This is a genomic window from Haloferula helveola, from assembly GCF_037076345.1.
Classification (GTDB): domain Bacteria; phylum Verrucomicrobiota; class Verrucomicrobiia; order Verrucomicrobiales; family Akkermansiaceae; genus Haloferula; species Haloferula helveola.
Genome location: NZ_AP024702.1, coordinates 2,997,071 through 3,023,309 on the forward strand (window position 1 = coordinate 2,997,071; position 26,239 = coordinate 3,023,309).

Genomic DNA, 26,239 nt, shown 5'->3' on the forward strand with positions numbered 1-26,239 from the left:
CCTCACACAAGCATCTGATATCGAGGAGCAATGAGCACACGCACATCTAGGTTCATCGCAGGGCTTCTGTCTGGGTATGCAAATGTTGGGGCGAATATTGTCTTCACGATCATCAGTATTCCGTTGGCGTTGCACTATCTCTCCACCGAGGAGTTCGGGCTATGGGTCCTCGCCGTTCAGATCAACGGTTATTTGGGTTTGGTCGATCTGGGGATGGGCAGTGCAATCAGCCGCTTCCTCGCCGATCACAAGGATGATGTCGGAAGCAAGGGGTATGGTTCACATTTCGCAACTGGGGCAGTTGTCTTTGGGGTGCAGGGTCTCATTACTCTGTTGTTGGGCGGAACCTTTTCCCTTCTTGCACCAGCGTTGTTTGCTGTCCCGTCGACGTTAAGCATGCGGTTTGGGGAATTGGTGGGCTTGTTGGCTATGGCTCTTGGGCTCTCAGTGGGAACCCGCTCGCTCGGCTCACCTCTGTGGGCATTTCAACGCTTCGATGTGATCAACGGGCTATCTTGCGGTGTGCTATTGCTCAGTTTGCCCATGCTGTGGTGGGGGTTCGCCCGAGGGTGGGGAATCTTTGCTTTTGCTCTCACGCAGTTTGCCGGAGTCGTAATAACGGCGGGCATCTCATTCGCGGTTTGCTGGAAGCAGGGGTACTATCCTAGCGACCGCGGCTCGTTGCGGGCGGACAAGGTGGTCTTTTGGGAGCTGTTCCGCTTTGGGCGCGATTCGGTTTTGGTAAATCTGGGAAGCCAACTCCTCAACGCCTCGCAGATCATAATCATAAGCCGGGTGATCGGTTTGAACGCAGCGGCGATCTACGCCGTAGGAACCAAGTTCTACAATATGGGTCTAAAGCTCGTGGTCGCTCCGATCGGTTCGGCGGCGCCTGGCCTGACGGAGCTATTCGTGCGGGGGGAGAAAAAGCGATTCAGCCAGCGCTACTGGGATTTGATTCGCGGTTCGCTTCTTGCTGCAATTCTGCTCGCGGTGCCGATTGCCGTCGGCAACAAGTCGGCGATTAGCATCTGGACCGGTGGAACAATCGATTGGCCGAAGGGGGCGGATATTGCGATCGGAGTACTCTTGGTGGTGCAAGTGATGAACGGCAGCTTTATCGGGCTGTTCGGAATCATCAAGAATTGGCAACCGGTCCGGAAGCTTAAGCTCGTCGAGGCCGTCCTATTCCTGCCCCTCGCAATTGTTCTAGCTAAGCCGTTCGGTATCATTGGGATTGTCACCGCATCTGTTGTCGTGCAGCTGACCGTCTCGACTGCTTACGCGTGGAGGAGCGCGGTTTGCGTCATCGGCCAACCACGCGAATTTGCCACTGATCTCGGCTGGGCTGTCTTGAGCTTCGGAGTGGCCGCTACAATGGGCCTCTGTCTCCCAATGTTCATTGAAAATGATTATGCTACTGCGGTTTCCGGCGCTGTCGCATCGTCCTTGGTGCTCGCTGCCATCTGGATGTTCCGGCTTAGCCCAGATTCAAAGTCTCAGCTCCGTGGAATGATGGCCGGCGTCCTTGCGCGGCGATGATCCGTGATTTCAAGAGATCTTCTTTTATACGTAATGTTAGAAAATTCCTTGCCAGATTGTTTGTTGTGCCAGGGCTCCGCCGTGGCCATCTCCGATACACTTACCGGACGGCAGATCCGGGCTCTATGGAACGCATGCAACAACGAAATCCGTGAAGAAGCCTATGGTCTTTTGACGCCCTTGGCGGAAGTTCATCTTTTCCATTGCCTAGCGTGTGGATTCCGGTTCTTCGATCCGAAGTTCGTTGGTACGGCTGAGTTTTACCAGGAATTGATGAAGAGGAAGTCGTACCCGGCAATGAGCAGTGAGTTTAAAAGCGCGATCGAGTTCTGCCTGAAGAATAATCTGAGAACCCTGATGGATGTTGGCGGCGGTGAGGGGGCGTTTCTAGATATGGCCCGCGAAGCCGGATTCGAAACTACAGGTGTGGAGCTGAATCGAGAAGCTGCCGCGGTTGCTGCAGGGAAGGGGCACCGAATGTTCACCAAGCCTCTTGAGGAAATAGGGCTAGACGAGATTGGAGGGGCTGTGGATTTTCTTTCTCTTTTTCAGGTGATCGAGCACGTGACAGATCCCGTGGGTTTTATGAAGACTGCCGCATCCTTGGTGCGCCCTGATGGTTATCTCTGCGTTGCTGTCCCAAGCGTTCGAAGGATGATCGGGCTTCTGCATCATGATCCTGCCGACTGGCCGCCCCACCACATGTCAAGATGGAGGATAGTCGATTTGCAGCGTCTTGGGGATGCCTGCGGATTGAAACTGGTCGCTAGTCGAGCGGATCAGTTAACTGGATCGGCTATCCCTTGGGCTTGGGATCTACGCCGTAAGTTGCGTGCCGGATTGGGATTAGCGACAAGCCTCGCTTGGGATCCACTAATCAAGCTGGGTTCGGATGCCTATAGATACTTCGGCCTGAAATATATGGGTCCGTGCCATGGCCTGTCACTCCATGCGGTATTCTTAAAGCCAGATAATACTGACGCATGAGTGGATATTCCTGTGCAACTCCTCCGCGAAATATCAAGGTCTGTATGCGAAATGCCCCGATTGCCAAAGCCGGATTACGAGAACTCTACACCGATCGCGAGTTCGTGCCGCGGGCGTTTACCGATCGCGCCGATCACGCCTTCATTTCGATCCATCTGATCGAGCGAAGCGTCGCACTTCTCGCAGCTCAGCTAACCGGGGAGCTTCTTGATGTGGGTTGCGGGCAGCAGCCGTATGCTACGTACTTCGGGCACAGTTCCAAGCACATGGCATGTGATTATGACGCCGCGCGGGGGAATGTTGATTTTTCCTGTCCGGCTGACGCCATTCCATTGCCCGATGAATCGGTCGACTCAGTTCTATGTACCGAAGTGCTTGAGCATGTCCCTGATCCGATGGCGGTTTGGAATGAGTTTCACAGGATCCTTCGTCCCGGTGGGAGGGTGTTGCTGACGACGCCCCAGTATTGGCCACCCCACGAACTTCCTTATGACTTTTACCGCTATCCGGAGCATGGGCTCCGCCGCTTGGCATCCGAATCCGGATTTGCGCTACTTGCCCTCATCCCAAGGGGTGGTCCAATCGCCTTTTGGGGTCAGGTTACGTTACATGTTTGGCAGCCCTTATTCCGCTTCGCTTGGACGCGCATACTATGGAATCGTTTGATCCTCGCCCTTGACCGTTTTTCGAACACGCCCCGCATGACAGTTGGATGGACCGTGCTTGCCGAAAAGGAGAGAAGCTGACCACAAGCGTTCGCGACCATGAACGACGTTCATTCCATTGCAGTAATCTCCGAAATCCTTCCGTTGGGAGGCACATCTAGCTTTGTGCTCAATCTCTGCCGGGGGATGGAGCATTCGCCGAATTGGTCCATCAAGGTTGGTGCCCTTCGGAGCGTAGGTGAGGTCGGTTCCCAGATCATTGGTGCTGGGTATGACCTTGTCGGCCCGGAGTTGGACTCGGTACTTCATGAAGAACGGGTCGAGGACCTGTTTCGCGGTCTCTCCGTGTGGTCGCCACAAGTCGTGGTCGCTTCCCTAGGCGGAGGGGCGTTCGACTTTCTTCGTTATGTGCCGGAGGGCTGCTTGAGGATCGGTATGATTCAAAGTGACGACGAATGCGTCTACCGGCTTGTGGAGAAGCATCTTCCATGGTTGGATATTATTGTTGGGGTTTCCGCCGAGATCTGCCGCAAGATGAGGCTGAGACTTGGCGACCTTTCCACGACAATCATCCAGCAACCCTATGGAGTCGGCATGGTAGGCACGGCGGGGTCGAAGCCCAAGCAGTCGGGGTTACGGATCCTTTACTTGGGACGGGTCAGCGAGGATCAGAAGCGCGTCAACCGAATGGCGAGGATCATGAAGCGGACCCTTGAGGCCGATCCGGACCTCCGCTGGACCATCGCAGGCGATGGGTCGGATCTCGGGAGAATGCGGCGCGAATTCGACGGCGTTCCGCGCGTCGCGTTTACCGGGGCCCTGCCCTATGATCGGGTTGCCGAAGTGGTGACGGAAAACGATGTCTACTTCTTATGCTCCGACTTTGAGGGGTTGCCGCTATCGCTACTCGAATCGATGGGGGCAGGGCTGGTTCCTGTGGTGAGCAACTTGGCGAGTGGGATTTCCGAGGTGGTGGACGATGGGAATGGAATCCGAGTGGATCCCGGAGACGAGGACGCGTTCGTGGCCGCCATACTCGGATTGGCGATTGACCCAGAACGTGTTAGGGAGATGTCGGGGAGGGCCGCCAAACGGGTACGGGAGAATTACAGTGCGGAAGCGATGGCGCGCCGCTGGGTGACGATGGTGGAAGAGCATGGGTCGGGGGCGGAGATCGTCTGGGCCGCCGAGTGTCGTGCGTCCGCTCCGGTGGAACTCGAAGGACGGTTTGCTTATCACCGTTGTCTACGCCCTATCAGGAAAATGTGGAAGCGCCTCCGCCAGAGATGAAAGCCAATCCTTGTAGCGAATGAGTAGGGCCGGGACGAGTCAGCCCCGCCTGGGTGTCGCGCTTCGGATGCCGATCTTCGACCAAGGGGGTGTCGAAGTGCTGGCCCGAGAAATGGTCCGGAGACTTTCGACGAAGTGGGCGATTTATCTGACATCGGTCGATTCCGGTGAAGCAGTGGCTGCGAGCGATTTGGGGGACTGTGTCGAGGACCATCTGGAACTGCCGAAGCGCCTTCTCAACGGAGAGGACTCCGAGCGGGTGCTCGCATGGGCGCTTGAGTCGAAGATCGATGTTTTCCATTTTCACTTGGGTGGGACGCTCGATTGGCGAACCAGCCGGTTCGATGCATGCCCGTTGACAATGATTTCGGCCGCCGGGATTCCGGTGGTTTCGACCTGCCATTCCTCGCTACCCTTGGTGAATTCCGGCAGCAGCCCGCTCGAGGCAGTGCGCCAGGTTGCCGCAAGAGTGAGATCGTGGCCCGCGAAGGTGAGAAATCTGAAGGCCATTTGTTGGGAAGCTTATGTCTCGCAAAGCGACTTAAGTCGCGCTCGTCGAATGTATTTCCCGGCGCGCCGTCAGATGCGCCTCATCTATCACTCGCGACTCGATGATGAGTCGCAGCCCGAATACGGCTGCCGTCAGGATACGATTCTGTGCGTAGCCACCATCGTCCGTCACAAAGGCCAGCACGTGTTGCTCGACGCATTTTCGAAGATCGCGGAACGAGTCCCAACGTGGAACTTGGAGTTTGTGGGGAGAATCGCCGACAGAGCATATGGCGACCAACTCCTTACTGCGATAACGGAGCGCGGACTTGTCGCCAGGGTCCGAATTGCGGGTGCCAAGACCGATCCAAGTAGCGATTTCAGGGCGGCGGCCATCTACGTGCAACCTAGCTTGCGTGAAGGGCTGGGGCTTTCCTTGCAGGAGGCAATGTTTTATGGCTGTGCCTGCGTTGGCACGGAGGTAGGCGGGATCCCGGAATTGCTTGATCATCCGTCCGTGGGGCGCGTGTTTCAGGCGGGTGATACTGCGCAGCTGGCAGAACTGCTCGAATCCCTCTGCATCAACTCCGCAGAGAGGGCCCAATTGGGATCGCGGGCACGTTTATCGGTGGTTGAAAAGGGAATGACCGTACAGCGGATGATCGGCACCTATGACAGGCTCTACCGCGAGATTCTCGGCGTGCCGTGATTTCGACCCGCGGTATTATTAGAGCAAGAGATCTGTAAAACCGATTAGGACGGTGGACAAGCGATTGCACGAACTTGATGCCTTGCGAGGTCTGGCGGCCTTGTCGGTTCTTTTTAGTCACCTTTTTCTGGTCCTGCCTCTGGTCTGGGGCACGGCGCACCCCCGAGGGCACCCGTGGTATCTGCAAATGTTCATGTTTAGCCCGTTGCGAATCTTTTGGGCAGGACACGAAGCCGTGATGTTTTTCTTCGTGCTCAGCGGGTTCGTGCTGGCTTTACCGTTCTTCGGCACGAAGCCGGCCGTTCCCTATCCGCTGTATTTGGCGAAACGCATCTTGAGAATCTACAGCCCATATATTGTGGCTGCGCTAGTGGCCATGGGATTAAGGGAGGTGCTATACAAGGGGGACGTAGGTGGCGTTTCCGGCTGGTTCAACCAGTCGTGGAAGGTGTCCGCGACTCCGGAAGCGATCGGCCAGCATCTTCTGATGATCGGTTCGTTCAATAACTCCGAGTTCAATCCGGTGTTATGGTCGCTCGTCCATGAGATGCGAATTTCGATCGTGTTTCCACTGATTGCGCTCGGACTTGTTCGGCATCAGAAGATCGTGGTTGCTCTCCCGATCCTGTTCACGACGATTTACTGGCTGGCAGGTTCGCTGAATTTCCGAGGGATTATGTCGTTCGATCACGACTACTTCGCAACCCTTCACTACAGTGGCTTCTTCATTCTGGGATCGCTTTTGGCCAAGTATCGCAAGGGCCTAGTTAGGGTCCTGTCGGCAGCTTCCCGCTCCGGCAAGTTGGCACTGCTTTCCGCGGCCGTTCTAGCGTACACGAACCCATTCTGGTTTCCCTATATCGACGTCCCTGGGCCCGGATGGATCAACGCATTGTTTGCCAAGCGATGGTTCCATGAGTGGATCACCGCCGGCGGTGTGGCAGTTTTCATGCTCCTTGCCATCATGCCCGGAGTGATTTCCCGAGTCTTGCGAGCGAGGCCGCTGGTATTCCTCGGAGCCATATCATACAGCCTATACTTGTTTCATGCGGTGATACTTAAGGCACTCGTAACCCTAGCTGCCGAAGAGTTTCCACTGGGAATCGTTCTTCTGTGCGTGGTGCCGGTGGCCTTGGTGGCCGCAGCGGCGAGCTGGCGCTGGATCGAAGTGCCGAGCATCCGACTCGGGAAATCCATCAGCGCATGGTGGTACCGCCACTTTCCCGAAACCCGCACCATGCGGTCCGATAAGCTCCCCTGAAACTGTTGCTCCGGATGGGCCTCCGTCGCTCTCTCAGCTTGATTTCCAAGCACGTCGCACAACCCCGTTTTCCGCTTCCTCCAGATGTCCGTTTTGTCAGCCAGCTCTTCGATCCGCCGACCCTCAGAAAAGTGGGTCATGGGAATGCCGTATCGGACCGATCACTATGGGCACTTCGCGCGTGCGCTGGAGAGTTCAGACAAGCTCCGGCTTGCCTGTTTGTGGACGAGGCGGGGATATCCCGGAATTCCCTTGGAAAAGACTCGACGGCTTCCGATCCTTGGGGGAATTGCCTATCTGACAGCCTGCTACGGGAACAAACTCGCGGCCGAGCGGCTCCGGTTTCGGATGTATCCGTTCTTTGACAAGTGGATGAGCTCCCACTTGAGGGACGGAGACAGTATCTACTCCAGCTACGGATATGCGAATACCAGCTTCCGCCGTACGAAGGAGCTGGGCGGGAACACTTTTGTCGACGGCGGCAACTCGCATCCCCGTTTGCTTTGGGGCGTCCTGAGTGAGGAGAACGAGAGGTGGGGAGTAGCCGAGGATCCCATCTCCCAATTCCATTACGAGCGATCGCTAGCGATGATGGAGGACACCGACTTTGTGGTCTCCCCGAGTTCATTCGTCACACGGTCGTTCCTAGATAACGGATTTACGTCGGAGCAGATCCTTCCGTCGTTCTACCCGGTGAATCTGTCCCTGTTTCACCCTGCCGAGGACGTAAGGCCCGCCAATCGCCCGTTTACCCTCATCAACACCTCGGGACTCTCCTTCCGGAAGGGTACTCCTTACTTGTTGGAGATGTTTCGGCGGATCCACCGGCAGATTCCTCGTGCTCGATTCCAAGTCACTCGAAGCGACGACCTTCACCCGGAAATCGAGCGGCTGCTCAAGGAGTATTCGGAGCTTCCGATCGAGTGGATGAACTACATGCGGCATGAGGAAATGGCCCAACGTTTCAGGCAAGCGGACCTACTCGTGCTTCCGTCGCTGGAAGACGGTTTCGCTCGGGTCGTGACCGAGGCCATGTCCTGCGGCCTGCCTGTGATCGTTTCTGAAAATACGGGGGCCTGCGATCTTGTCACCCCGGGCGTGACCGGCTCAGTACATCCTATCCGGGACGTCGAGTCCATGGTGGACTCAGCCCTGGGGTGGTGGGAGAGGATCCGGGAAGGCTACCGCCCGGCGGTGGTCGATCTCCAGTCAAGGTTGTCACCCGATGCATACGCCAAAAGGATACTGGACATGATCAAAGGGCTCGAGTCCCTGCATCGCGTGGAATCGGTGAAAGAGGTAATCGCGCCGTGATGAAGCGAGTGGTTTTAGGATTGATCCGGGCTGGATGCCGCACATGGCTGCAGTGCAGGGGATGTGAAGTTGGAATTGGAGTATTGGGCCAAGGCTTGCCGTACGTACGTCGAAAGGGTTCGGGCCGGGTCATTCTCGGTGACCACGTAACGGTGAACGCGGCTCGCTGGGCCAACTGGCTGGGGACGCCGGGAGCGATGATTCTGAGTGTCGAGGACGGAGCTGTGCTCCGTATCAGGAGGGGCGCCGGAGTTTCCTCGTCACAGATCATCGCCAACGTCGAGATCGATATCGGCGAAGACTCGATGCTGGGAGCCGGCTGCCTGCTCTGCGATTCCGACATGCATGAGGTGCCGCTGGGTTCCGGCAAGCCGGTGTCGGCGGCTCCGATCCGCATTGGCAAGGGGGTCTTCGTCGGGGCGCGGTGCATCATTCTGAAGGGGGTGACGATCGGCGACGGCGCGGTTGTCGGTGCCGGCTCGGTGGTGGTCCGGAATGTCCCGCCGCACACCACGGTGGCGGGGAACCCGGCGCGTCCGGTGGGCAAATCCGATCCGAATCGGTGAAAAAGCATCGCGTAGCAATCCTCGCGGATTTTCCGCTAAAGGCGCTCGAAGGAGCGAGCGGACGGGGCGGCGGGCAGGCATCGACCTGGCTGCCTCAACTGGCGTCCGCGTTCGAAGCCCGGCCGGATCTCGACGTCCACTGGCTGGTGCTCGACCGGACCAGCCGCCGCCATCGGTCGGTCGAAGCGCTGGGCCAGCATTTCCACCGAGTCCCCTCGCTTCCGTTCTCCGCGAATCTGGCGCTTCGCTACCTGCCGGCCCGCTGGTCGTTCAGGCGCGTGCTGGGCAGGATTCGCCCGGATGTCATTCATGCGTGGGGTGCCGAACAGATCTACCCGGCCGCGCTTCAGGATTTCAACGGCCCGGGGGTGTTCTCGCTGAATGGCGCGCTGAACCACTACCGGAAGATCGGCGGGCTCCCCGACGACTGGCGCTGGCGTACTATGGTTTCCAGCGAGGCGGGGTTCGTGAAAGCCGCGACGGTGGTCACCGCGGAGTCTCCGTGGGCGCGCGAGCGGATCATGGAGCTTGACCCGGCGGCTGATTGCCGTGTGGTCGAGTACGGCGTGCATCGTAGGTTTTTCGACACCCCGTGGCGTCCGGATCCCGATGATCCGTACGCGCTGTATGTCGGTGGCGGCGGACATCGGAAGGGGACGGACGTGCTTTACGGCGCGCTCGCCCGCATGGGGCCGAGGAACTGGAGGATGTGCTTCGCGGGGGACGAGGCGCTTCGGCTTGAGGTCGAGCGATCCGGTGCGCCGGGTTGCGAGTATCTCGGCATGCTCGCCTGGGACCGTCTGACCGAAGCGCTGTCGAAGGCGTGGTGCGTCGTCGTTCCGACACGGGCCGACACCGGGCCCACGGTGGTGAAGGAAGCCCGGGTGGTGGGCGTGCCTGTGATCGGAACGGTCAATGGGGGCCTGAGGGATTATGTGCGGAGCGGGGTCAACGGGCTCACGGTCGACCCCCTCGATGAGGAGCACCTGGTTCGGGCGCTCGATGATGTGATGGGCTCCTTCGCGCGGGCCGAGGCTCTCGGGAAAGGGCGGCACGAGGAGGACCGGGCGGATTTCGATCCGGATCTCACCGCGGCCAGGCTGGCGTCAATCTACCACGAGGTCGCGTCGACCGGAGGAGGTCGCGAATGCTGAAAACCGCCGGCTTCCGGGGGGTCAAGGCGGTTGACCGGATCTTCGGCCATCTGCCTTCGCTCAGAGCCTTTCAGCCTTTGAAAGGAAGTTTCTCCGCCATGGAACGCCTTGATGGCGGGCGCTACGACGGTGCGGTCCTCGAACGCTGTCAGCCAATCGGTCATTGTCCCGAGGGCTCGGTTACCGAGAGATGTGGACTCGGGCAGCACGACTTCCAACCTTGGTCCGCATTCTGGACCCGCTGCGAGGATGCCCGGCTGGTGGGATCCATGTGGCACTGGCGCGATCCCGACGACCGGATCTGCCGGGAAGGAGTCTTCGGACTGACCGAGCGCCGTCGTCTCGGCGAGGACGGAATCGGCGTGCAGTGGTTTCCCGGGAGGCCCATCACGCTTCCGGGTGCGTGGACTTCGATCGCTTCAAACTGGGGGGACGGCAGGAACTACTTCCACTGGATTTTCGACAGTCTGACGCGTCTTCAGGTGCGGGAATCTTTGCCTGAGGAGACGAAGATCCTGATTCCGGTTTCAACTGCTCCGTATATTTCCGAAACCCTCGAAATGCTGGGTCTGTCCGACCTTGCGGCGAGCCCGTCGGTCCGCACGGTTCGTCCGGAGCGATATTACTTCTGCTCCCCGACGGCGATGACCGGGGTTTGGAATCCTTCGGGCTTCGGATGGTTGAAGGAGCGGTTCTCGACGTTCTTTTCCGGTCCCGGGAGTGGTGGGCGCGTGTTCCTGACGCGGCGCGGGACGAACCGGGTTCCGGCCGACCTTGAACGGATCGAGAAATCGTTCGAGGCAGAAGGTTTCAAGGTCGTGGATTGCGGAAAGCTGAGCGTGCGTGAGCAGATCCTACTGGCGAGCGGGGCGACCGCGATCGCCGGGATTCACGGTGCGGCGATGAGCAATCTGATCTGGGCGCGGCCCGGGACACCGGTGCTTGAGCTTTTCCAGTCGTCCTACCTCAACGGGTGCTATGAACAGATCGCGTTCCATGGAGAACTCGACTACGCATTCTCGATTCTCGACCGTCCGTCCGCGATGACGGACCTGGGCGAGTGGTTCGAGCGGCTGCCTTCGGCCACCCGGCCCGACTGATCAGGAATTCCGGCCATGTTTTTCCATTCTTGGGAGTTCCTGATCCTGCTGGTTGCCACCGCGGTGGCATATTACCTGCCGGTCGTCTGCGGCAGGCGTCGGGTGTGGCAGGTCTCGCTGCTGCTGATCGCGAGCGCCGTTTTCTACGCGTGGGAAAATCCGAAGCTGCTGCTCCTGCTCGGCGTGTCCTGCGTGATCAACGCGGTGGCCGTCGAACGTATCCTGTTCTGGAAGTCCAAGGTAGCGTCCTCTCGCCGAGAGGGCACGGAGAAGGAGGCGGACGCGCTGGAGCAAGATGCTCCCTCGGCGAGGGAGCGCCACCTTGAGCACCGGGCCCGTCGGTGGCTGGTGGGGACCGTTGCCGCGAACTTGGGGCTGCTGGCATTCTTCAAGTACGCCGGTTTCATCGCCGGTTGGTTGCCTGAAGGATGGATGGGCAAGTCGATGCTCGAATGGCTGCGCGGCATCCCGTTGCCGGTCGGCATCTCGTTCTACACCTTTCAGGGCATCAGCCTAGTCGTCGACACATGGAGGCGGGACATCAGTCCGCACTCGATGGCCATGATCAGAAGGCGAGGTCGCGATCGTCCGGCTTCGATCCGGGACCTCTCCTTCTACATCAGCTTTTTCCCCCAACTGGTCGCCGGTCCGATCGTCAAGGCTCATGATTTCCTCGACCAGATCGGCGCCAAACGGTGGGGAGACATCGACTGGATCACGGTGCGGCGGGGTCTGGTCACCGGCTACTTCCTGAAGATCTTCGTCGCGGACAACCTCGCCGAGCAGACCGGGGTGCTGGCTCTCGGTGCGGACAAGGTGGAGGGCATGAGCACCGTGGTGAGCATGTCATTGCTGTATGGATACTCGTTGCAGATCTTCGCTGACTTCGCCGGCTACTCGCTCATCGCGATCGGGCTCGGGGCGTTGTTCGGCTACAAGCTGCCGCCGAACTTCAACTTCCCGTATCTCTCGACAAGCATCACGGAGTTCTGGAGGCGCTGGCATCTGTCGCTATCCTCGTGGCTTCGCGACTACCTTTACATTCCGTTGGGCGGAAATCGCAAAGGCGGCGGTCGAACCTACTTCAACCTGTTCCTGGTCATGTTTCTTGGGGGCCTTTGGCACGGTGCCGCGTGGAAATTCGCCCTTTGGGGTTCGCTCCATGGCGTTTTTCTGGCGGCCGAGCGATTGGTCCAGCGTGGAGCAAAGAGCGGAGAACAGAGATTGAATCCGAGGAAGAGTTCTCGACTCCGTTCACTGTTCTCCAAGCTCTTTGCTTGTTCGAAGTGGTTCCTCACCTTCCATCTGGTCACGCTGCTGTGGCTGACTTTCATGATGCCTGACTTGGAGAGCATCGGGGCGTTTTTCCATGCGGCCGGTTCGCTGCGCTTCGGTTTCTCGGGCCCGCCGGTTTTTGCGCTGGCCTTCTACGGAACCACGGTCGTCGCCTACCACGCGTGGGGCTGGCTGTCGGAGCATCGCGACGTTCTGGCTCGCAAGCTCGCGCGATCGCCGCTGGAACCCTTATGCCACTCGCTGATGGTCTTCCTGGTAGTCACCAATCCGGGGGCTCCACGGGGCTTCATCTACTTCCAATTCTGACCCAATGAGCACCGCCCCGGCCCAATCCGTGCCTCCCGGTTTCGCTTCGCTCGCGCTCGCCCGCGGCGTGGTCGGCTTTTACAGGCTGTGGCACGGGACTCTCGGACTCCGGGGAGCGGGCCGGCTGATCAACCACCTGTCGCCACGGCTTTCCGGGCTCCAATGCTACCCGCTGCGGCTTCCGAACGGACATATTGCCGAAGTCGATTTCCGGGAGCTGTCAGCCTTCGGATGGCTCAACACGATGCTGGGCGATGACAATCAGGAGACACCGTTGATCGAAGCAATCGCTGCCCATCTCTCCGGGGACAGCGTGTTCTGGGATATCGGTGCGAATGCTGGAATCCTGAGCGCGGAGATCGCTCGCAGGACCGCGATCGGAGAACATCATTATTTCGAGCCGAACCCGCGTATCTACCCGTGGGCCGAGGCGGCTCTCTCGCACCTGCCGCAGGCCCGCGGGCATCCGGTCGCGGTGTCGAGTTCCGAGGGCACCGCGACCCTGTTCATACCGGTCAACCTGAGCGCGTTCGGCTCGCTGGAGGGCAACTGCCGCGGCGAAGCGATCAGGGTCGAGGTGGAGACCGTGTCGGGAGACCTTCTCGTATACGAACGTGGCTTGGCTCCGCCGTCGGTAATCAAGATCGACACCGAGGGTCACGAGGTCGAGGTCATGGGCGGTATGCGGCGACTGGTCGCCGAATACCGGCCGCTGGTTTTCTTCGAGCACATCGAATTGTCCGACGAACAGGTCCGGGCGATGACGCCCGAAGGTTATCGCGTCGGCACCCTGTGCGATACTACGGGAGCCATTCTAGATCGGCTCGACCGGAGCGCGGGACACAACTCGGCGCTTGTGCCGACGGAACGATGAGATACGCGGTCACATGGGCTCTGGGGCTCGTCCTCTGCTTCACGGTCCAGGGCGTTGCGCTGCGTCTTGTCGGCGGACGAACGATCAAGAGCGAGTCGAACTATTTCTCGTCTCTGGGTCGGATCCAGGCGGGAGTCCGTGGCGAACCCCGCGTGATGATGCTGGGGTCGTCGATCACCGGTCGGCTGCCCGACCGGGCGCAGGGATTCAACGGGCTCGCGAATTTGGGGTGTGATGGCGGTAGCGCGGCCGACACCTTGAGGGCGATCGACCAGGGTTTGTTGCCCGCCGCTCCGGTTCTGCTCGTGGAAGCCAATTCGCTTCACCTCGCCATGCCGGGTGGCACGAGCGAGGTCGGCCAGGCCATCCATCGCCCTTGGTTCCGCGTCGGAGTGGAAGTGCCGGCCGTCAGCTCCTACGCCCGGCCTGCAGCGTTCGCCTACTCCCGTCTTCTGGCGACCCGGACGGGGGGATTCGGCGACGCCCACCGCGATGATCTGGGCCTCGGGTCCGCCCCGTCCACTCCAGCCTGGAGATGGGACATCTCGGAAATCGACGCTCTCGCGCGGCGCTACTCCGATGAGCTGGTGGACGTGATCCGGAGGGTCGAGCAGGCCGGCTCGCGAGTCATCGTCGTGCTGCTACCGCCAGCCAGGATGGAGGGTGGGGAACCGCCGCCATGGTTGCGCCGCACGATCTCGGAGTCGGGTGCCGAGTGGTGGGATCTCGGCACCGACGTGGATCCCGGGCTGGTCCAACTGACGGATGGCGTGCACATGGATGGCGGCACCGCAGTGCGGACAGTGAATTCCATCCGCTCGGGTTTGAACTTGCCCGACCCAACCGCCAACGTTCTCCAGAGATGATGAGGAAAGACACGATCGGGAGACTGGTGAAGAAGATCGTTCGGAGAAACGGATTTGACCTCGTCAGGCACATCGGACTGGGCGAGTTGCTTTCGATCAACAGGGTGGACGTGGTGGTCGACATAGGCGCGAATGATGGAGGTTACGTGCAGGCGCTCCGTGAAGACGGCTGGGAAGGGTCGGTGGTTTCGTTCGAACCCCAGCCGGCGGCATTCTCACGTTTGCAGGAGAGGTTTGCAGGTAATCCGAATTGGAAAGGTCGGGAGTTGGCTCTGGGTGAAGAGAATGGAACCTTCGAGATGAACATTCACGAGATGGATGTGCTCAGCTCCTTCCTGACAAAGACAGAGAAAGAGACCTCGGCCGGCAAGACGGTGAGTGTTGAAATGGCGAGGATGGACAGCGTATTCGACGCCGTTCTCGGCAGCCACTCGAGGCCTTTCGTCAAGATCGATACCCAAGGGTTCGAGCGTCAGGTGATCAACGGATTTGGCTCCCGAACGTCGGATGTGGTCGGATGGCAACTCGAGTTGTCTGTAGAGGCGCTCTATGAAGGTCAGCCAAGGATCGAAGAGATACTCGGGCTCATGCGCGAGCTTGGCTTTTCGCTTTGGAGGATTCTGCCGGGATTGCGCGACCCCCGGACATTGAGGATCTATGAGGTGGACGGGATATTCTTCAGGTTATGAATGGGCCTACCCTCCCAGCGAACATTGTGAATGGCAGAGGCCAGCCATTCGACAGCGAACGTGAGGGCCTGTTCTTCTCGCGGCTTTTCGCGGCGCTGGAGCGCCGGATGGGCGAGGCGTTCGCCCGCACGACGTTTGTCATCCATCGGCGGGCCTTCGGGGAATTCAAGGGCAAGCCGATCCCGCTGGGGCAGGGAGACGATGACAAGGTGCTGATCGTGATCTCGGACGAGCGCGAAGTGTTTCCGGTCGACGACTACCTTTCCTACCGCGCGGTATTCCGGGCCTACGGCTTCCACGACCTGCTCGCACCGAATGTCCACAGCTTTCCCGTAAGCTACTTCAATGCCGCCGGTGAGGCCGAACCGGTGCCTTTCGGCGAGCGCGAGACATCGGTGTTCTTCTCCGGCTACATGAACCGGAACCGCGTCGACCTGTTCAAGCAGTTCTGTCAGATCGGATGGCTCCCGCGGAGAAATCTCAAGGGCAAGTATCCGAAGGAGGCGATCAGGCGCATGGTTTCCAAGTTCTACCGCCAACGTTCCTTCAATGATGTGTGGGCGGACGCGAAAATCGGTTTCACCGAGTGGTTCGCCAAGGGTCTGCCACCCGAGGAGTATGCCCGCGTTCTTGCCAACTCGAAGATCGCCCTCTGCCCGCCCGGTTTCGAAAGTCATGAAACGATCCGCCACTGGGAAGCGATGCGTCTGGGCTGCGTGATCATTTCAGGACCGCTGCCGAACAACCGCTTTTATCGTGGCAGCCCGATCATCCAGATCCGCGACTGGTCCGCACTCCTGCCGCTGGTGGCCGATCTGCTTGCGCAGCCGGACGCCCTTGAAGCGATCCACCGGGCGACCACGCGCTGGTGGGACGAGGTTTGCTCCGAGGAAGCCGTCGCCAGCTACATGGCGGAAATTTTGGCTGGGCGCTGACGGCGTCGGTCACCCCGTCACCCTGGGTTCAACACAATGAAAGTCCTTGTCGTCGGTTACGCGTGCAGTCCGTGCGGAGGCTCCGAGCCCGGTGTCGGGTGGGCAGCGGTCTGCAGAATCGCGCGCACCCATGACGTATGGGTGCTGACCGACATTCATAACAAGGAAGGCTGGGAACAGGGACGCGAGGAAGGACAGGTCCCGGACAATATCCGGGTTCGCTTCCTGCGCGACCGGAGCGCCTGTTCGAAGAACCGTTTCGTCGCCCATTTGCAGAGCTGGCTCAACTATCGCTCGTTCAACACGCAGGTCCTTGCGGCGGCGAACGAGTGGCATCGGGAGGTCGGGTTCGATCTCTGCCATCAGGTCACCATCGCAGCCTGGCGGATGCCGTCTCCGCTGTGGCGACTGCCGATCCCCTTCGTCTGGGGACCGATCGGCGGCGCCGGCTACATCCCGCCCGTCTTCCGTCCGATGTTGAGTCCGGCATCCCGGCAGTTCGAGCGGGTGCGCGATTGGCAATCCGCGTTGGCCCTGCGTTCCAGAGCATTCAGGGCATGCATCCGGGAGACGGCGGTGGTTTTCGCCGCGAACGAGGAGACCGAAGTCCTGCTGAAACCTTACCGGGAGGACCGGCCGATGTTCCGTCTGCCGATCGCCTCGGTGTCGGAAGAGAAGGCGGAACGGTTTCGCCGCCGGGAACCTGCGACAGTTGAGGATGGACCGCTCAGGCTTTTCGCCGGAGGCAACATGGAAGGAAGAAAAGGCCTCAGTCTCGCCCTCAAGGCCCTGGCGAAGGTGGCGGAAAGGGGAGTGGACTTCCGCTACACGATCGCCGGTGGCGGTCCCGAGATTCCAGCGATGAAGGCACTTGCTGAGACGCTTGAACTGGGTGAGCGCGTCGAGTTTCACGAAGGCTACCGGGGCGACGCCTACATCGGTGCTCTCCATCGCAGCGATGTCTATTTTCTACCGAGCTTCCGGGAAAGCACTCCTGTTACCCTGCTGGAGGCGGTTCTTTCGGGGTGCTACCCCGTCGTGGCCGACACCAGTGCACAGGGCGAGATCGTCCGTCTGGTCGGAGGTTCGGCGGTGCCCGTCGAGTCGGTGCAGCAATTGATCCAAGGTTTGGCGGACGCGGTCGTCTGGTGTGCCGAGCACCGTGGAGAACTGCTTGAGCTTGCCAATGAAGCCGGTGCCAAAGTTGCGGACCAGTTCTCATCGACGTCCTACGACCGGACGGTTGAGGAAGCCTATCGAATCGCTTCGGCATCGCGTTGATGAAGTCGTCTGCCATTACCCTGGTTCACAAAGCGGCGATGGAGATCGCGGTCCCCGCGGTCCATTCTTTCGCGCGCCATTTTGCCGACCGCTACCGCTTGGATATCCATACGGACGGCTCGCCGGACGAGTCGGACGAGCTCCGGCTCTTGACCGCTGCGGAAGGGATGGAGGCGCGCATTGTCCGACCGGTGGATCGGGAAGCCATTCTCGAGGAGAGGCTGCGCGACTACCCCCGGACCCGTGCGTTGCTTGACGGGGTCGGTTACAACGCGAAGCTCGAGTTGCCGATGGTGGTCGAGCCGCCCTACTTCTACTTCGACTCCGACATTGTGTGGTTGCGTCCGGTTTCGAATCTCGAGCCGGAGGATGCGCCCAACGCGTTCTCCACCGAGTCGTGGACGTGGTACAACGGAGTCGCTCACGACGGGGAATGGATCCGGGAGCGGGTGCCTCGGCGGGTCAACTCCGGTTTCCATTTTCTGGGTGAGCCGTTCCCCTTCGAGCGCATGGAAGACATGCTTGAGAGAGGCCTCTTCGACCCGACCCGCCGCTACAACACGGATCAGGAGATCATGGCCTTCCTCTATCCGAAGATGGTGCTCTACCACCCCGAGGACCTGAAGCGTAGCCGTAGATCGGTCCGCTACGACATCGCGAACGACGCGGCCGCGGCGTTGCATTTCCCAGGGGGAATGTGGCGTGACCACCTTGACCAGATGTCGGAGTTGGCATCGCAGGCCGGACGTGGGCCGGTGGAAGTCCGTTGGGAGAAACCAGTGCCATTGTCGCGCGCCGAGCTGTGGCGGATGCGGTTGCAGGTCAAGGTTTCCGACTCGCCCTTGCTGGGCCGGGTCATCCACTTCTTGCGGAAGTTGTTGCGCGACGGATGATCCTTCGATGACCGGGTATCCATGAAGCTTGCCTACATTCTTTCCCTGCCTCGAAGCGGTAGTACCGTGTTGAGCGCGATGCTCGACAAGCAACGTGGCGTGGTTTCGCCTCCGGAATCCTCATTTCCCCAGGTGCTTGGAGTTGCGACGCCCGAGGAACGGGCCGATCCCCGGCGGTTGGCGGCACTTTATCTCGGCGCGACGTTCCCTCCCACTCCGCTCTCTCTCGATGATGCGGAGGCATGCATGGAGGGCAGTGATGAGGAGATTCTGGTCGCACTGGGCAAGGCGGTCGCGGTGAAGCTCGGGCGCAACCCTGACGAAGTGAAGGCAATCGTGTGGAAGACGCCCCGCACCGTCGGGATGCACACGGCACCTCTTGCGACATCGGGGAAGTTCATCGTGCTGCGCCGGCATCCCCAGAACGTATTCGAATCCCAGTTCCGGGTGGAGTTCGGCGAGAATAATCGCAATCCGTTCCGCTTCGCGGTATTCCGCGAGAGCTATGAGCATGCCTTCGCCAGATTGCCGCGTGAGCGGGTTTTCGAACTCGGGTATGATGATCTTCCGGGTGTGATCCCCCGCGTTCTCGAGTTCATCGGCGTCGAGAATGCCGGGCTGTGGGATGGGCACAGGTCGAGCCTCGAGATGGCCTCCGAGGCCTGCTCGTGGATGTCGGAGGTCACGCGTGAATTCGAGAACCGTGATCCGGAAAAGCGGGCGCGCCTGGATCCGAAGCAGGTATCGAGGCTCGAGCTTGCCATGAAGCTCGCGCGCCCGATGCGCCCGTTCCTTGGCCCGGTGCGCGCGCATTTCGACCAGGCATCGATGGGGCCGATCCGCGAACGGGCCGCACGTCGATTCGCCGAGGGCCAATGAAGTTTTCCATCATCACCCCGAGCCTCAACCAGGGACGCTTTCTGCCGGAGTGTGTGGAAAGCGTCCTTGCGCAGAAGGGCGTCGAGTTCGAGCACATCGTGACCGATGCCGGTTCGACGGACGACACGCTCGAGGTGCTGCGTCGCTATCCGCATCTGACGTGGAAGAGCGAGCCCGACAAGGGCATGAGCGACGGGATCAACAAGGGGTTCCTGCAAGCCACGGGCGACTGGATGATGTGGCTCAACTGCGATGACCGGTTGCTCCCCGATGCCCTCGCGAAGGTCGCCGCCCACGCCGCGGTTCACCCGGACGCCGACGTGATTCACGGTGACTGCCGGTTTGTCGATGCGGACGGTGACCCGATGCGCCGCAAATATGACACCCCGGTGGACGAGTGGGATTTTCTTTTTGTCGGATGCTGCAATCCTTCAACCTCCACGTTTTACAATCGCCGAATCATCCAGTCCGGGGAGTTGTTGGATGTCGGCTATCGAAACTGCATGGACTGGGAGTATTACCTTCGCCTGATCCGTTCGGGGTATGAGTTTTCCTATCTTCCGGAACTGCTTGCGGACTTCCGCTGGCACGAGGAAAGCACAACCCAGCGCCATTGGGCTCGGATGGTTTCGGAGGGTCTCCGGGCCCAGCGGGATCACATCGCGAACCGGGGACTGCCGCGATGGTTTGGCTCGAAGTTCGCGCTTCGCGCCGGCAGACGGATCTTCCAGGCTCGCAGGATTCTCAAGCGTCTGTTGGTGCATCACCGAATTCGATGAAGTCGCGCCCTGTTGTCATTTTCGCGCAGGTGCCGCCACCCGAGCACGGGCAGAGCCGCATGGTGGCGGCGATGATCGAGGCGCTGGAGGCGGACCCGGACGCGCCCTGCTTCACGCACATCGATGCCCGCTTTTCGAAGTCGCTCACCGAAATCGGAGAAGGATCGGTCGTCAAGGTGATGCTGTGCTTCCGCTACCTCTGGGAGGCGCTCCGGGTGAGGTTCCGACTTGAAGATCCGGTGCTTTATTACGTTCCGGGACCCGTTAAGTGGAGCGCGGTCGGGCGGGACTGGCTGCTTCTTGTGGTCCTGCGGTTCGCATTCAGCAGGATTGTTTTTCACTGGCATGCGATCGGCCAAGGAGAGTGGGCTCACGGGTCGGATCGACAGCGTCTGCCGGGTCCGCGTTGGCTTGAGTCTTTGGGGAGACGCATCAGCCGGTTGCTGCTCGCGAAGCCCGATCTCTCAATCGTGGTCTCCGAGAATTCGCGAATGGATGCCGATGTGATCGGGTCACGCGAGGTCAAGGTTGTATGGAACGGGATTCAGGATCCTGCCGACGGTCCGGAGGACCGGAAGCGCGAACGCCACACGGGTCCGATCCGTCTCCTGTTTCTTTCCCATGGCACTGCTGCGAAGGGTTTGCCCGACCTCCTTGAGGCCCTGGTCCTGCTCGGGCAGGACACCTCCCTGCCACGGGAAACCGGCATGGAACTGACACTCGCCGGTGGAGTCGCACCCGAGATTCGCGATGAGGTGGACGTGTGGATTCGGCAAGTCGAGGAGTCCTGGAGTGGCCGCTTGCAAGTGGCGGAAACGGGCTTCATCGATGGAGAGGCGAAGCGGGCTGCCTTTCTTGACGCTGACCTGTTCCTTGCGCCCAGCCGCTGGGAAAGTTTCGGTCTGACTGTCGCCGAGTCGATGGCATTCGGCGTGCCCGTTGTGGCAACTGCGTCTGACGGGGTCAGCGGGGTTTTGCCGGAAGGATATCCGTATCTGTCCGAGATCGCCGACCCGGAGGGGTTGGCGGAGCGTCTTTCCGCTGCAGCCCGAGCGGTGCTGGACGGAAGCATTCGTCCGCTATCCGAGGAACTCCGGGCAAGGTTTGAAGAGTGTTTCCGTTTCGAGCGCTTCGGTAGCTCCATCGTGGCCAGCCTCTCGTTTGTGGCGGAGGATCGGCAGCAGGGTAAGCGGGGTCACGACGAGATTGCGATCTACGCCTATCTTGCCGATCAGAATCCCAAGCTCGGACGAAGTCTCGGAATCTCCCGCATGACCGAGGTGGTGCTGGGCACCATCGCGAAACAACCCGACGTCGCGTTGACGGGGGTCGTATCCCGGTCGTCAGTCAGGGCGCCGGATGCGTCGGCCGGCATGGTCACTCTGCCGTGGAGCACCCGACCGAAGCCGCTTCGCATCCTGACCGATCATCTGCACCCCGTTGTGATGCTGCCGCGGCGGAGGGCGGACGTCTGGTACTTCCCCAAGGGCTTCATGCCCCGTTTCCATCTGGCCTGCCAGCCGGCGGTGGCAACAATCCACGACACGATCATCCAGTACTACCAGGACCACTACCCGAAGTGGAGGCTTGAACTCGAATACAGCTACTGGGCGGGAATGCTTCGGAATACGCTCAGGAATGCCTCTGCAGTGATGACGGTCTCCGAGAACGCGAAGCGTCAGATCGAGGAGTTTGTCCGCCGGCACAAGCTGCCCGAGAAGAAGATCTACGTCACCTACGAACCCTGCCTCTACGAGTCGATCCCCCAACCCGAAGATCCCGCCAAGGCCGACTACGTGCTTCATCTCGGGTCGAAGGAACCCCACAAGCGGACCGCATGGCTGGTCCGGCAGTGGCTGAAGGGTGAGAGGGAGCGAGTGGGATCCGATCCTTCACTCCCGAAGCTACACGTCGTCGGGGCCCTGCCGGATGAGGTGACTGAATCGGTCAGGTCCAGCGCGTCGATCGTCTATCTGCCGTTTCTGGAGGATCAGGCGCTTGTTTCCCAGTTCACTGCCGCGAAGGCCTTGGTGTTTCCTTCTGAAGTGGAGGGCTTCGGGTTGCCGGCGATCGAAGCCTATTACCTCGGCACGCCGGTTTGTTACCACCGGGGAACCTCGGTCGAGGAGGTGTTGGGGGTCGCGACAGACAAGGGGGGGTTCTCCTTGGACGATGCTTCGAGCCTGTGGCCGGTACTCGAGGAAGTCATGGCATTGCCTCCCGACGAAGTGCGCCGGACCGGCCTGGCGCTACGGGACGCATACAGTTCGAAGCGGGTCGTCGAACGGATGATGGAGGTTTTCGGCGAAGTGGCGGGAGGCGGGGGAGGGGCTCACTCGGATCGTCCGGCGTCCGGCAGGTAGTCGAACGCGGCCATGAACGAAGCGAATCGCTCGCGGATGCGGATAGCGGAATCCCGATCCAGCACTTCCGAGTGGTAGCCGGGTCTGCCGGAGTATCGCGAGATGTGCCGGCCGTGAATGTGGTCGCCGGGATCAAAGTTACCGAAGTCACCAAGATTTTCGGCTCTCTTCCGAACCGACTCGACATGGAATTCCTCATTGAAGCGGTTCCGTTCCTCATCACCGATCTCGACCTTCAGAAACCGGGTCAGTTCGTCGAAGAGGTAGTCGAAGTTGCCGTAGAAGTCTTCGTAGCGAAGAAACAAAGTGCCCGGCCGCTGCCGGATCGAAAGCACGTTTCCGAGACCGTGGTGCTCCAACTCGAGAATCTTCCCGGTGACGGCTTCGGGGGTCGGTTCGAGTTCGGACACGCCGAGCATCGACACGATGATGTCGAGCGGGTTGCGGACCGTGCAGACGATCCTCGACCGGCAAAACGGGCTGAGATGGAGAAAGCTGAGGTCATGCCGCTTCGGGATGTCCTGGCCGGGCAGTATCGCGCGCAGTGCGTTCCAGACGACCGTGCTGCCCGTGCGCGGCGGGCCGAACTGAATCACCGGCGAGCGCAAGTGTTCATGAAGGATCCGAAGTGGGTTTCGCATGGCTCGGCGGGCGGAGTGTCATCCCTGTAGTCCCCGAGTTCAAGGTCCCGGCGCGGTTAGTCCGTCTTGGCGCGTCGGGTCATAGCAGGATGAGTCGATGGTTCACATGCACCCCCGTCGAGTTTGGAGGGGGACCCGATTTCTTCGCCAGGGACAGCGGGCTGCTTTCGCGCGGCTTCCGGAGCCTCGGCGTCGAAAGCCGGGCGGTGATGCCTGGACCGGTCCGGGACGACGATGAGCCGGATCTGATTCGCACGGATTTCGGAAATCTGGAATCCGCGGATTGGTGGGCAAGCCGGAAGATCGACGGACTCGTCCTTTACGCGTGGGGCCGACCGAAGTTCCGCAAGGTGGCGGAGGCGGTTCGTAGTGCCGGAATCCGCCTGGTGCTGAATCAGGACAGCGGTGGGTTGGTGAGTCCGCGGGCCGGGTTTGTGGATTGGTGGAAGGAGCAGTGCATCGTGTCGGGAATCGGACGGGTGGCTGGCGGCACCCCGCGGTTGGTGAAGCAGCTCACTAAAGAGTTCACGGTTGGTTTCTTTGTCAGCGACCGGTTGCGCGCCACCCATCTCGCCCAAGGCGACTGGATCGCAGCGGTCTCACCGCTGGCGGCGGAGAGGTATCGGGCCTACTGCGGGCGATTTGGCAACGGACTTGAGGAGCGGGTGGTGTTCGTCCCGCATCCGGTGGACCCGCGGTTTACGGATGACGATAGCGGAAAGCAGGAGCGGATCGTTGCGATCGGGAGGTGGGACGACGAGAGGCAGAAGCGGACGTCGATGCTCATTGAGGTAATGGATCGGCTGCTGGTTCAGGATCTGGAAGTGGAGATCGACCTTGTCGGTTCGCGAGGACCGGCTCTCACCGAATGGCATCGGGGGCTGGGTGCCTCCCTGAAGGAGCGGGTGGTTCTGCACGGCCGGAAAACTTCCGATGAAATCGCGGCGTTGCTGCGCCCGGCCCGGATTTCCTACTGCCCTTCGGCTTTCGAGTCGTTCCACATTGCAAGTGCCGAGGCGCTTTGTTGTGGCTGCACCGTGGTTGCCGGACGTTCGGTTTCGTTGGCCAGCTTCGAGTGGTTCGTCTCCGATGGCGACGGACGCCAGGCCGAGACGAACGATGCGGCCGGCCATCTGGCCGCGCTGAAGGCAGAGCTCGTTGACTGGCGGGTAGGGCGGCGCCAGCCGGCCGATATCTCGTCCCGTTGGTCGGCACGTCTCCACGCTCCCAATGTGGCGCGGCGGATTTTGGACCTGTTCGGAGAACCCCACGCCGGCCTTGCGCAATGATTCGGGTGGTCATGCTCGGGCGAACCGGGAACAGCCTGTTCCAGTATGCCCTCGGAAGGGTCCTCGCGAAGCGGCACCGTGTCCCGCTGGTGATGGACGGGTCATGGTTCAATCGCGCGGGGTGGCGGAATGTCTCGTGTCTGAAACGTCTGCCCCTTAAGGTGACGCTGCGGAGAAGATTTTCTGTGACAAGCCGCGCGCTGAACCGGTGGACCGGAAAGCATCCTTGGGAGTGGGATGAGGTGCCGGTCCTCAAGGAACCCGTTGGGGTCAGCCGTTTTGATCAAGCTTTCCTCGATGCTCCATCGTCGTGCGTGCTGATGGGCTACTTCCAATCACCGAAGTATTTCGAAGGACTTGAAACCGAGCTACGGGAGGACTTGGAGATGTCAGATCTCGAATGGTCGGACGCAACCCGTTTGCTCGCCGACAGGATGTCATGCGGGAACTCGGTGGCGGTTCACGTGCGACGGACGGATTTCGTCGGCCGGCGCGAGTTCGATGTTTGCGGAGCGAGCTACTATCGTCGCGCGATGAACCGGCTCAGGGCGGCAAGCGAGGGTCTTCGTTTCCATCTTTTCTCCGATGATCCGGCGTGGTGTGCGGGGAATCTCGCCGGAGGCGATGTCGAGATTGCCCATATTCCGGGGACCGGGAGCGACCCGTTGCACGACCTCTACCTGATGAGTCTCGCGAGGCACCATGTCATCTCGAACAGCAGCTACTCGTGGTGGGGCGCATGGCTCGGAAAGAAGGCGGGGCAACAGGTTCTTTGCCCGGACCGATGGTTCGGCGGCGATATCGAAGCCCCGATCGAGGACAAGCTTTGTTCCGGTTGGCAAACGGTTCCAACCGACGGCTAGCCCTCCGAGGGCCGCGACCTGAAACGTTTGAAAACCCGGAGCCGGGCCAATCCGATGCCGATGCCGATGCCGACGGCATCAACCAGCAGGTCGCCCAGGTCCTCGAAGTCGAATCCGAATCCGAAGAGCATCTGGACCGCCTCGCCAAAGACCGCGACTGCCGCCATCAGTGCCAGTGCGCGGCGATCGTCGGTTAGCAGCGCGAAGAGCCAACTCGGCCCCAGGAACAGGAGCATGTGAAGCAGAGGCCGGAGTTTTTGGAGCGACAGCTTCGCACGCAGGATCAGCCCGCCGTAGTTTTCCTGTTCCCCGACTTTTGTCGAAGTCAGGTCGATTCGGTCAAAAGACTCGGCGATCTGAGGGGATACAGCGGGTGGGGTGGAGCCCGCCGGGTCGGTGACCGGAGACCCGAGTCGAAACGGTTCCCCAAGCGGCCGGTCATTTGGCCATGGACCGGGAAGCACGACCCGGATCAAAAGCACCACCCATGCAATGCCGACCAACCATGGCCTCCATGAACGAAACCGAAGGCCTCCTGCGACTCCCCCGGCCCATGCCAGCCAAGAGACGACAAGGACGTATTTGCCGCAAGCCCAGCTCCAGCTCTCCCGAACGACACTGACCCTGAGGTCGGAAAGTTCCAGCTGACCGGAAATGCCGAGGTGCTCGACCCGCAGCGCGGGAATGGCCGGAGAACCGTCGCGGCTCGATACGAGGGATGGGACCCGGTTGTGGAGGTTTTGCAAGACCGAGGCGAGATAGGTGGCTTCGATTGAATTGCTGCCATCAGGCCGCAACCAGACCAGCGTCAGCCGTCCGTCTTCCCGCGGCTCTTTGCCCGCCGCGAGTTCTTTGGCGGCGAGTTGGAAGGACATATGAAGCGATCGAGCCCTGTCGATGCCTGGAAGCAACAGTTGCTCAACGACCGGGCTGCCTTCCGGACCCTTGGCCAAGACCAGTTTCCCCATCGATGCATCCCATCGCGTTCCGGCACTCAAAGTATCCGGTTGGGCAGCGATGAGGTCTTCCAGCCCAAGGTCCTGATAAGTTGGATCTCGCTCAAAGCGATGCTGCCATAAAAACCAAGTCGTCGTGGCCAGCAGCAGCGCGGTAAGGAGCGAAAAGAGTGTCGATCGCACGGCGTGAAAAAATCAGGATTGGCGGGGCGAATCGACCGCAATCGGTTCGGGCACCAAAACGAAGCACAG

24 protein-coding genes are annotated in these 26,239 nt (G+C 60.4%); 22 read left to right on the forward strand and 2 right to left on the reverse strand.

Features of this window, described 5'->3' with window-relative positions; genetic code table 11:
- Nucleotides 1-30 precede the first annotated feature (30 nt).
- The 20 genes from HAHE_RS11060 (at nt 31) to HAHE_RS11155 (ending at nt 22,238) form a co-directional block, all read left to right on the forward strand.
- Entirely contained in the window at nt 31-1,542 is a 1,512-nt protein-coding gene (locus HAHE_RS11060; RefSeq protein WP_338684430.1) for a lipopolysaccharide biosynthesis protein, read from the forward strand.
- An 81-nt stretch (nt 1,543-1,623) separates the two neighbouring features.
- The gene (locus HAHE_RS11065; RefSeq protein ID WP_338684431.1) at nt 1,624-2,529 is read left to right on the forward strand and encodes a class I SAM-dependent methyltransferase; all 906 of its coding nucleotides are present in this window, start codon (nt 1,624-1,626) and stop codon (nt 2,527-2,529) included.
- Between the two features lie 44 nt (nt 2,530-2,573).
- A complete protein-coding gene (locus HAHE_RS11070) occupies nt 2,574-3,275 on the forward strand; it encodes a class I SAM-dependent methyltransferase (protein WP_338684432.1) in 702 nt (233 codons plus the stop codon).
- 18 nt (nt 3,276-3,293) lie between these two features.
- Nucleotides 3,294-4,484: a glycosyltransferase family 4 protein gene (locus HAHE_RS11075; protein ID WP_338684434.1), complete on the forward strand. Its 1,191-nt coding sequence runs from the start codon at nt 3,294-3,296 to the stop codon at nt 4,482-4,484.
- Nucleotides 4,485-4,551: 67 nt separating this feature from the next.
- Nucleotides 4,552-5,682 (forward strand): glycosyltransferase family 4 protein, encoded by a 1,131-nt coding sequence (locus tag HAHE_RS11080; RefSeq protein ID WP_338684436.1) that lies wholly within the window; start codon nt 4,552-4,554, stop codon nt 5,680-5,682.
- Nucleotides 5,683-5,734: 52 nt separating this feature from the next.
- Nucleotides 5,735-6,943, forward strand: a complete 1,209-nt coding sequence (locus tag HAHE_RS11085) for an acyltransferase (protein WP_338684438.1) — start codon at nt 5,735-5,737, stop codon at nt 6,941-6,943.
- Between the two features lie 252 nt (nt 6,944-7,195).
- The gene (locus HAHE_RS11090) at nt 7,196-8,257 is read left to right on the forward strand and encodes a glycosyltransferase family 4 protein (RefSeq protein WP_338684440.1); all 1,062 of its coding nucleotides are present in this window, start codon (nt 7,196-7,198) and stop codon (nt 8,255-8,257) included.
- Between the two features lie 95 nt (nt 8,258-8,352).
- The gene (locus HAHE_RS11095; RefSeq protein ID WP_338684442.1) at nt 8,353-8,823 is read left to right on the forward strand and encodes an acyltransferase; all 471 of its coding nucleotides are present in this window, start codon (nt 8,353-8,355) and stop codon (nt 8,821-8,823) included.
- Complete coding sequence (locus tag HAHE_RS11100; RefSeq protein WP_338684444.1) at nt 8,820-9,977, forward strand: glycosyltransferase; 1,158 nt, start codon at nt 8,820-8,822, stop codon at nt 9,975-9,977. Before HAHE_RS11095 ends, HAHE_RS11100 begins: the two co-directional genes overlap by 4 nt.
- 98 nt (nt 9,978-10,075) lie before the next feature.
- Entirely contained in the window at nt 10,076-11,077 is a 1,002-nt protein-coding gene (locus HAHE_RS11105; RefSeq protein ID WP_338684445.1) for a glycosyltransferase family 61 protein, read from the forward strand.
- Nucleotides 11,078-11,092: 15 nt separating this feature from the next.
- Nucleotides 11,093-12,679, forward strand: coding sequence for an MBOAT family O-acyltransferase (locus HAHE_RS11110; RefSeq protein WP_338684446.1), 1,587 nt, complete (start codon nt 11,093-11,095; stop codon nt 12,677-12,679).
- A gap of 4 nt (nt 12,680-12,683) precedes the next feature.
- Nucleotides 12,684-13,553, forward strand: a complete 870-nt coding sequence (locus HAHE_RS11115; RefSeq protein WP_338684447.1) for an FkbM family methyltransferase — start codon at nt 12,684-12,686, stop codon at nt 13,551-13,553.
- Nucleotides 13,550-14,419, forward strand: a complete 870-nt coding sequence (locus HAHE_RS11120) for a hypothetical protein (protein WP_338684449.1) — start codon at nt 13,550-13,552, stop codon at nt 14,417-14,419. Before HAHE_RS11115 ends, HAHE_RS11120 begins: the two co-directional genes overlap by 4 nt.
- The gene (locus HAHE_RS11125) at nt 14,416-15,108 is read left to right on the forward strand and encodes an FkbM family methyltransferase (protein ID WP_338684451.1); all 693 of its coding nucleotides are present in this window, start codon (nt 14,416-14,418) and stop codon (nt 15,106-15,108) included. Before HAHE_RS11120 ends, HAHE_RS11125 begins: the two co-directional genes overlap by 4 nt.
- A 26-nt stretch (nt 15,109-15,134) precedes the next feature.
- Nucleotides 15,135-16,043, forward strand: a complete 909-nt coding sequence (locus HAHE_RS11130) for a hypothetical protein (RefSeq protein WP_338684454.1) — start codon at nt 15,135-15,137, stop codon at nt 16,041-16,043.
- 36 nt (nt 16,044-16,079) lie between these two features.
- Entirely contained in the window at nt 16,080-17,324 is a 1,245-nt protein-coding gene (locus HAHE_RS11135) for a glycosyltransferase family 4 protein (RefSeq protein ID WP_338684456.1), read from the forward strand.
- The gene (locus HAHE_RS11140) at nt 17,324-18,217 is read left to right on the forward strand and encodes a hypothetical protein (RefSeq protein WP_338684458.1); all 894 of its coding nucleotides are present in this window, start codon (nt 17,324-17,326) and stop codon (nt 18,215-18,217) included. The genes HAHE_RS11135 and HAHE_RS11140 overlap by 1 nt, the downstream gene beginning before the upstream one ends.
- A 21-nt stretch (nt 18,218-18,238) precedes the next feature.
- Entirely contained in the window at nt 18,239-19,096 is an 858-nt protein-coding gene (locus HAHE_RS11145; protein WP_338684460.1) for a sulfotransferase, read from the forward strand.
- Entirely contained in the window at nt 19,093-19,875 is a 783-nt protein-coding gene (locus HAHE_RS11150) for a glycosyltransferase family 2 protein (protein WP_338684462.1), read from the forward strand. The genes HAHE_RS11145 and HAHE_RS11150 overlap by 4 nt, the downstream gene beginning before the upstream one ends.
- Nucleotides 19,872-22,238 (forward strand): glycosyltransferase, encoded by a 2,367-nt coding sequence (locus HAHE_RS11155; RefSeq protein ID WP_338684463.1) that lies wholly within the window; start codon nt 19,872-19,874, stop codon nt 22,236-22,238. The genes HAHE_RS11150 and HAHE_RS11155 overlap by 4 nt, the downstream gene beginning before the upstream one ends.
- Here HAHE_RS11155 and HAHE_RS11160 read toward each other — a convergent pair.
- Nucleotides 22,208-22,879 carry a sulfotransferase domain-containing protein gene (locus HAHE_RS11160; RefSeq protein ID WP_338684465.1) on the reverse strand — a complete coding sequence of 224 codons (672 nt, stop codon included), beginning with the start codon at nt 22,877-22,879 and terminating at the stop codon, nt 22,208-22,210. The two genes, HAHE_RS11155 and HAHE_RS11160, sit on opposite strands and share 31 nt — an antisense overlap.
- 89 nt (nt 22,880-22,968) lie before the next feature.
- On the opposite strand from HAHE_RS11160, the gene HAHE_RS11165 reads away from it, so the two are divergent.
- Nucleotides 22,969-24,168, forward strand: a complete 1,200-nt coding sequence (locus HAHE_RS11165; RefSeq protein WP_338684466.1) for a glycosyltransferase family 4 protein — start codon at nt 22,969-22,971, stop codon at nt 24,166-24,168.
- An 11-nt stretch (nt 24,169-24,179) separates the two neighbouring features.
- Complete coding sequence (locus HAHE_RS11170) at nt 24,180-25,031, forward strand: alpha-1,2-fucosyltransferase (RefSeq protein ID WP_338684468.1); 852 nt, start codon at nt 24,180-24,182, stop codon at nt 25,029-25,031.
- On the opposite strand, the gene HAHE_RS11175 is transcribed toward HAHE_RS11170, so the two are convergent.
- Nucleotides 25,028-26,170, reverse strand: a complete 1,143-nt coding sequence (locus tag HAHE_RS11175; protein ID WP_338684470.1) for a hypothetical protein — start codon at nt 26,168-26,170, stop codon at nt 25,028-25,030. The genes HAHE_RS11170 and HAHE_RS11175 overlap by 4 nt on opposite strands.
- Between the last annotated feature and the right edge of the window lie 69 nt (nt 26,171-26,239).

Coding starts and splice junctions, on each gene's coding strand:
- HAHE_RS11060 (WP_338684430.1), top strand. CDS start 31: ATGAGCACACGCACATCTAGGTTCATCGCAGGGCTTCTGTCTGGGTAT.
- HAHE_RS11070 (WP_338684432.1), top strand. CDS start 2,574: ATGCGAAATGCCCCGATTGCCAAAGCCGGATTACGAGAACTCTACACC.
- HAHE_RS11075 (WP_338684434.1), top strand. CDS start 3,294: ATGAACGACGTTCATTCCATTGCAGTAATCTCCGAAATCCTTCCGTTG.
- HAHE_RS11080 (WP_338684436.1), top strand. CDS start 4,552: ATGCCGATCTTCGACCAAGGGGGTGTCGAAGTGCTGGCCCGAGAAATG.
- HAHE_RS11105 (WP_338684445.1), top strand. CDS start 10,076: ATGGAACGCCTTGATGGCGGGCGCTACGACGGTGCGGTCCTCGAACGC.
- HAHE_RS11110 (WP_338684446.1), top strand. CDS start 11,093: ATGTTTTTCCATTCTTGGGAGTTCCTGATCCTGCTGGTTGCCACCGCG.
- HAHE_RS11115 (WP_338684447.1), top strand. CDS start 12,684: ATGAGCACCGCCCCGGCCCAATCCGTGCCTCCCGGTTTCGCTTCGCTC.
- HAHE_RS11120 (WP_338684449.1), top strand. CDS start 13,550: ATGAGATACGCGGTCACATGGGCTCTGGGGCTCGTCCTCTGCTTCACG.
- HAHE_RS11125 (WP_338684451.1), top strand. CDS start 14,416: ATGATGAGGAAAGACACGATCGGGAGACTGGTGAAGAAGATCGTTCGG.
- HAHE_RS11135 (WP_338684456.1), top strand. CDS start 16,080: ATGAAAGTCCTTGTCGTCGGTTACGCGTGCAGTCCGTGCGGAGGCTCC.
- HAHE_RS11140 (WP_338684458.1), top strand. CDS start 17,324: ATGAAGTCGTCTGCCATTACCCTGGTTCACAAAGCGGCGATGGAGATC.
- HAHE_RS11145 (WP_338684460.1), top strand. CDS start 18,239: ATGAAGCTTGCCTACATTCTTTCCCTGCCTCGAAGCGGTAGTACCGTG.
- HAHE_RS11150 (WP_338684462.1), top strand. CDS start 19,093: ATGAAGTTTTCCATCATCACCCCGAGCCTCAACCAGGGACGCTTTCTG.
- HAHE_RS11155 (WP_338684463.1), top strand. CDS start 19,872: ATGAAGTCGCGCCCTGTTGTCATTTTCGCGCAGGTGCCGCCACCCGAG.
- HAHE_RS11160 (WP_338684465.1), bottom strand. CDS start 22,879: ATGCGAAACCCACTTCGGATCCTTCATGAACACTTGCGCTCGCCGGTG.
- HAHE_RS11165 (WP_338684466.1), top strand. CDS start 22,969: ATGAGTCGATGGTTCACATGCACCCCCGTCGAGTTTGGAGGGGGACCC.
- HAHE_RS11170 (WP_338684468.1), top strand. CDS start 24,180: ATGCTCGGGCGAACCGGGAACAGCCTGTTCCAGTATGCCCTCGGAAGG.